1 protein-coding gene is annotated in these 1272 nt (G+C 63.1%); it reads right to left on the reverse strand.

The window, feature by feature from the left end:
- On the reverse strand, positions 1–1272 hold a 1272-nt coding region (glyA, locus tag ACR0K5_RS25080; RefSeq protein WP_480632224.1), incomplete at its 5' end, for a serine hydroxymethyltransferase.

Below are 1272 nucleotides of genomic sequence, written 5' to 3' on the forward strand. Positions count from 1 at the left end.
TTACAAATTTGGGTAGATTGGGAAACGGCTGCAAAGCTCTGCGACTTCGGCTTTGACTTTGGCTTCGACCGCACCGTTGCCGTCTTCGCCATTGGCGGCCAGACCGTCGACCACTTCGATGATCCAGTCGGCGATCTGGCGGAACTCGGCCTCACCGAACCCGCGGGTGGTGCCGGCGGGTGAGCCAAGGCGGATGCCCGAGGTCACGGTCGGTTTCTCCGGGTCAAACGGCACGCCGTTCTTGTTGCAGGTGATGTGCGCCCGGCCCAGGGCCTTTTCGGTCGCGTTGCCCTTGACGCCTTTGGGGCGCAGATCGACCAGCACCACATGGGTGTCGGTGCCGTGGGTCACCGTGTCCAGACCGCCCTTGATCAACTGATCCGACAGCGCCTGCGCGTTGGTGATGACCTGCTGGATATAACCCTTGAACTCGGGCCGCAGCGCCTCGCCAAAGGCCACGGCCTTGGCCGCGATCACATGCATCAGCGGGCCGCCCTGAATGCCGGGGAAGATGGCCGAGTTCACTTTCTTGGCGATCGCCTCGTCATTGGTCAGGATCATGCCGCCGCGCGGGCCGCGCAGGGTCTTGTGCGTGGTTGTGGTGGCCACATGCGCGTGCGGGAAGGGGCTGGGATGCTCGCCCGCCGCGATCAGACCGGCGATATGGGCCATGTCCACATGCAGGTATGCACCCACCATATCGGCGATCTCGCGCATGCGGGCAAAGTCGATGGTGCGCGGAATGGCCGAGCCGCCCGCGATGATCAGCTTGGGGCTATGCTCTTTCGCCAGCGCCTCGATCTGATCATAGTCGATCAGGTTGTCCTGCTGCCGCACGCCGTAATGCACTGCGTTGAACCACTTGCCCGACTGGTTCGGGGCCGCGCCATGGGTCAGGTGGCCGCCGGCATCCAGGCTCATGCCCAGAATGGTGTCGCCCGGTTTGATCAGCGCCTGGAACACGCCCTGGTTGGCCTGGCTCCCTGAGTTGGGCTGAACGTTCGCAAAGCCGCAACCGAACAGCTGCTTGGCGCGGTCGATGGCCAGGTTCTCGGCGACGTCGACGAACTGGCAGCCACCGTAATAGCGACGACCGGGATAGCCTTCGGCATATTTGTTGGTCATCACCGAGCCCTGCGCCTGCATCACGGCGGCAGAGACGATGTTCTCGGAGGCGATCAGCTCGATCTCGTCGCGCTGACGACCCAGTTCCGACGTGATCGAGCCAAAAAGCTCAGGATCACGGTCCGACAAAGACTGGGTGAAAAATCC

This window comes from Ruegeria sp. AB9, assembly GCF_056542585.1.